Consider the following 1,703-nt stretch of genomic DNA (forward strand, 5'->3'; position numbering starts at 1 on the left):
CCATCGACACACGCACGCCGAGTTCTCGCAGGCGGTGCAAGGTCTGTAGGGTTTTCTCGCTATGCTGCAGGAGGACGCCCTCGGTGATCTCCACCTCGAGGCGCGTGGCGGGCAGCCCGGAGGCGGCGAGCGCCGACATGATCATCTCGACGAGCCGCTCGCTCTTGAACTGGGCCGGCGAGACGTTGACGGCGACCGAGAGTGGGGCGGGCCAGGTCACCGCATCGCGGCAGGCTTGGCGCATCACCCATTCGCCGATCGGTACGATCAGGCCGATCTCCTCGGCCAACGGGATGAAGTCGAGGGGCGAGACCATCCCGCGCACCGGGTGCTGCCAGCGGATCAACGCCTCGCAGCCCACCAGCCGGTTACCTTCCAATTGCAACTGCGGCTGGTAGTGCAGCTGGAACTCCCGACGCGCCAGCGCTTGGCGCATGTCGAGTTCAAGCTGCCGGCGCGCCTGCATGCGCGCATCCATCTCTGGCTCGAAGAAGCGGTAGGTGGCTCGCCCGTCGAGCTTGGCCCGGTAGAGTGCAAGGTCGGCGTTCTTCAGGAGGGTGTCGGCATCGCTGCCGTCGCCAGGGGCGAGCGCAACGCCGACGCTGGCACCGATGGTGAGCAGGTGGCCGTCGACCATGTAGGTCCGTCCGATCAGGTCCACGAGGCGGCGGGCCAGCGCCTGCGTGTTGGCGGCCTCTTGAATGCCGGTCTGCAAGATAACGAACTCATCGCCGCCGATCCGCGCTACGGTATCGGTCGGCCGCACGGTGGAGCGCAGTCGATCGGCGACCTTCTTCAGCAGGGCATCACCCATCGGATGACCCAACGTGTCGTTGACGGGCTTGAATCGGTCTAGGTCGATCAGCAGGACGGCACACGCCTCGCCGGTGCGCTGCAGGCGCCCGATTGACTCCTTAAGGCGCTCACGCAGGAGAAGCCGGTTCGGCAGGCCTGTGAGCGGATCGTGCCGAGCCATTTCGTCGGCCTGAACTTCGGCGGCCCGACGCGCGGTGACGTCCTCGAACGTGATTGCCCATCCGTGATCGGCGACGGGGTATAGGCCAATGCCCAGGAGGTGTTCATGAAGCGTAATCTCGAAGGTAGAGCTTTCGGCTTGTGTAAAGGAACGACGCAGCAGCGATCGCACCTGTTCCCAATGATCTCCCGCGCTCTTGCGAACGATGCGAAGGACATGTCGGACAGAAGAGCCTTCCGAAATCACTACGCTGTGACTGTTGAGAAGGCTTAACGACTGACCAGAGACGAGGATGACGCGCCCATGTTCGTCGATCAGCAGCAAGCCATGCCGAACAGAGTTTAGGTAGGGCAGCAACATCGGCAATGCCGTGGCAACGTTCCGGAGGCTAGATTTCTTAGGAGCTTCGTCGTGCACTGATTTGGACACAACGCGTAAGGACGAAAACATTGCAAGAAGCCTTCAGGTCGCACCCGACCTGCGCACAAGGGCGCACGAGCGATTCGGCCGATCATAGCGAGAGACAGCTAAGAGCGCCTAACAGAACCGCCTGATTTGGTTGAGGGTGATGAGACTGGCGGCGAGGTTGGTGAAGGCCTCGTAGATGTCGGCGCGACGCTCGTAGCGTACGGGCAGGCGTCGGAAACGGTTGAACCAGGCATGGGTGCGCTCGACTACCCAACGGTGACGCCCAAGCTTCTCGCTGCTGTCGATCCCGCGCCGAGCG

2 protein-coding genes are annotated in these 1,703 nt (G+C 63.1%); both read right to left on the minus strand.

Features of this window, described 5'->3' with window-relative positions; all coding sequences use genetic code 11:
* Positions 1–1,300: diguanylate cyclase (locus FV227_RS28505; protein WP_246688386.1), on the minus strand; the 1,300-nt coding region annotated here is incomplete at its 3' end.
* Positions 1,301–1,513: 213 nt separating this feature from the next.
* A partial coding sequence (locus FV227_RS28510) for a transposase (protein ID WP_147859662.1) occupies positions 1,514–1,703 on the minus strand: 190 nt, incomplete at its 5' end.

This window comes from Methylobacterium sp. WL119 (assembly GCF_008039875.1).
Classification (GTDB): domain Bacteria; phylum Pseudomonadota; class Alphaproteobacteria; order Rhizobiales; family Beijerinckiaceae; genus Methylobacterium.